General features: G+C 57.0%; 3 protein-coding genes. 2 read left to right on the forward strand and 1 reads right to left on the reverse strand.

Going from position 1 to position 2,484, the window contains the following annotated elements; all coding sequences use genetic code 11:
- Positions 1-492 (forward strand): MarR family winged helix-turn-helix transcriptional regulator (locus ABX749_RS29415; RefSeq protein ID WP_372899179.1); only part of this gene is annotated, 492 nt, incomplete at its 5' end.
- 21 nt (positions 493-513) lie between these two features.
- Here ABX749_RS29415 and ABX749_RS29420 read toward each other — a convergent pair.
- Complete coding sequence (locus ABX749_RS29420; protein WP_372899180.1) at positions 514-1,485, reverse strand: HDOD domain-containing protein; 972 nt, start codon at positions 1,483-1,485, stop codon at positions 514-516.
- Positions 1,486-1,953: 468 nt separating this feature from the next.
- Here ABX749_RS29420 and ABX749_RS29425 point away from each other — a divergent pair.
- Positions 1,954-2,484 (forward strand): hypothetical protein (locus tag ABX749_RS29425; protein WP_372899181.1); only part of this gene is annotated, 531 nt, incomplete at its 3' end.

Raw genomic sequence — 2,484 nt, forward strand, 5'->3', positions numbered from 1 at the left:
CTAATCCAACACGACCCGCGAGAGGCAATCATGACAAGCGGCCGGTTACAGCGAGAGTTGAAGAAGAAGAAACCGTTTTCGTCACCCGAGCAGGAGGCGTTGTTGAACCTGTTGCGGGCCAATGACCAGCTCCAGAATCGCTTCGGTCGGCTGTTCCGCGAGTTCGGGTTGACGGCGTCGCAGTACAACGTGCTGCGCATTCTGCGCGGTGAAGGCAAACCGATGCCGTGTTTGGAGATCGCCGAGCGGATGATTCAAGTGGTCCCGGCGATCACGGGATTGATCGATCGGCTTGAAAAACAGAACATGGTCAGTCGACGACGCAGCACCGAAGACCGCCGCGTCGTGTTTATCGAAATCACCAAGAAGGCGCGGGCGGTCCTCAAAAAAATGGACGGCCCGGTCAATGATCTGCACAAGCAATTGATGGGGCACCTGACCCGCTCGGAACTCAAGGAACTGAGCCGATTACTGGAAAAGGCTCGGGGGTGAATCGGTGGCCGCCGGTTGCACTCATTCCTCGCCGAACACGGATCCGTACGAATCGAAGTCCAATGCGGTGGTCAGCGACGATTCCATGTACCGCCGGCGTGCCTGTTCCAATAATTCCTCTGGATCGATTGGCATGTCTGCGTCGACACCATAAACCTCCAGTTCCAGCTGAACTTCGTCGCGACACGCCAACGCCAATTCAATGAATTCGTCGATCGTAAGATTAAATCGGTCTTTCAGCCAACCGCGGCAGTTCGCGATCGATTCGTCCCCGGCGTACCAAAGTGCGTCGGAGACGAGCGTGCCGCCGTGGACGATCACCGTGAGAGGATCGTCGAGTTCCGCGTTGCGATGGTTTCCAACGGCATCGCAAATCACGTCGGGAAACTGCCATTTGGACAACACGCGTGCCCCGATGTCGACATGATTGATGCCGTATGTTTGTCTTTCTAAATGAAACAGACGTTCTCTCGAGCTGCTCCGGTACAGCGTCAGGTACTTTTCACCTTCGACTTGTGCAAACACCAGCGTGCCTAGATGACTGAGCAGCCCCGTCGTGTAGGCATCATTGTGATCCACACCGCCCAAGTGGACGGCAAGTCGACGGGCGGCCGCCGCGGTCGTCAACGCCTGTCGCCAAAAGTCGTTGTAGAGCTCACGCGCTGCACCGGTGGAAAACGCGTTGGCAATGCTGAAGGTCATCGCGATCAAGCGAATGCTTCGTTCGCCCAACAGCGATACGGCTTGGTGCAGGTTGGTCACCGATGTTTTCAACCCGTAGCGAGAGGAGTTGACGACATGTAACACGCGGCTGGACATCGCCGGATCGGCCCGGATGCAATCGACGATCTCGTGCAGACCGAAGTCGTCGTTTTTGGTCAGCTGCAACAGTGATTGCGCGACTTCGGGGGGCGAATGAAGCAGGTCAGGGCGGTCGATTAACGCCTCTATGCGTTTGATCGTGCTCGAACCGGGCATGGTCTGGCGAGGCATGGCAATGTTTTCCAAAATTTTCTCCAGGTACTGTCAACGATGATCACATCAACCCGTATCTGTCGGGGCGCGTAAGAAAACGTAGTTCAGGACTGTCCACCACGATCGAAGGAAGTACGGTAATGCCGTGGAACGTCGGACGAGATGGGGAAAACCCTCGACTTTTGACGGACACGCCCCGAGGTCGAGTCCACCCTCGGCCGACGGATCTGCCGAGCAAATAACTTGCAATCGGGGGGGGTGACGTGTTCTACTTGTCACGCCATCCGGGAGTCTGCCGTCGCATCAGTCATTAACACGGCGGCTCCAGTCGTGTCGCCGCGCGTTTCGCGACGGTAGCGTTTCGCCGCCGGTGGCAACGTGATCACCGACGGTCTTTCTGGGAATGCCTTCAGCATGATTGCGCTGCAAATAGGCCGCATGAGACCTGGGACCTTCGGTACAACCTTTGACTTCAAGGATTTCATCATGAGTGTAAAAACGGTCGCGGCTGATCCGTTGGGATTCATCTTCGCATCGATCTTGACGATCATGCTTAGCTTCACTGCCGTGACGGCTTGCGGCGACGATGCGTCCCAAGTGCCTGATTGGATTCGCGGCAGCGGCGACACGCTGGAAATGCGGCTTCGCGGCAAAATCCACGACAAAGACGGCCAATCGGTCCATGCCGCGACGGTGCGGATCAGCATCAAGTATAACGCTCAGGTGTTGGAGAGCTTGACACCCGATGTCAAAGACGGCGGCTTTGAAGTCTGGTTGCCGGTGAACAAACACCGTTGGTATAGCATCGTCATTGATGCGACTTGCCAGGACGGAAGCCGAGCCCACGAGATGATCGTTCGAAATCAATTGCGGGACCGCGTGCTCAACGGCGTGACGCTGCAAGCCGAACGTCCCAGTCGTACGGTGACGTTCACGCTGCAACACGCCGGCAAACGCGTCGCGAAAGCCAACGTGCGGGTGAGGCTCGACAGCGGAGTCGAATTGTCCGCGGTCGCC

The organism is Stieleria sp., from assembly GCF_041595215.1.
Taxonomy (GTDB): Bacteria; Planctomycetota; Planctomycetia; order Pirellulales; family Pirellulaceae; genus Stieleria; species Stieleria magnilauensis.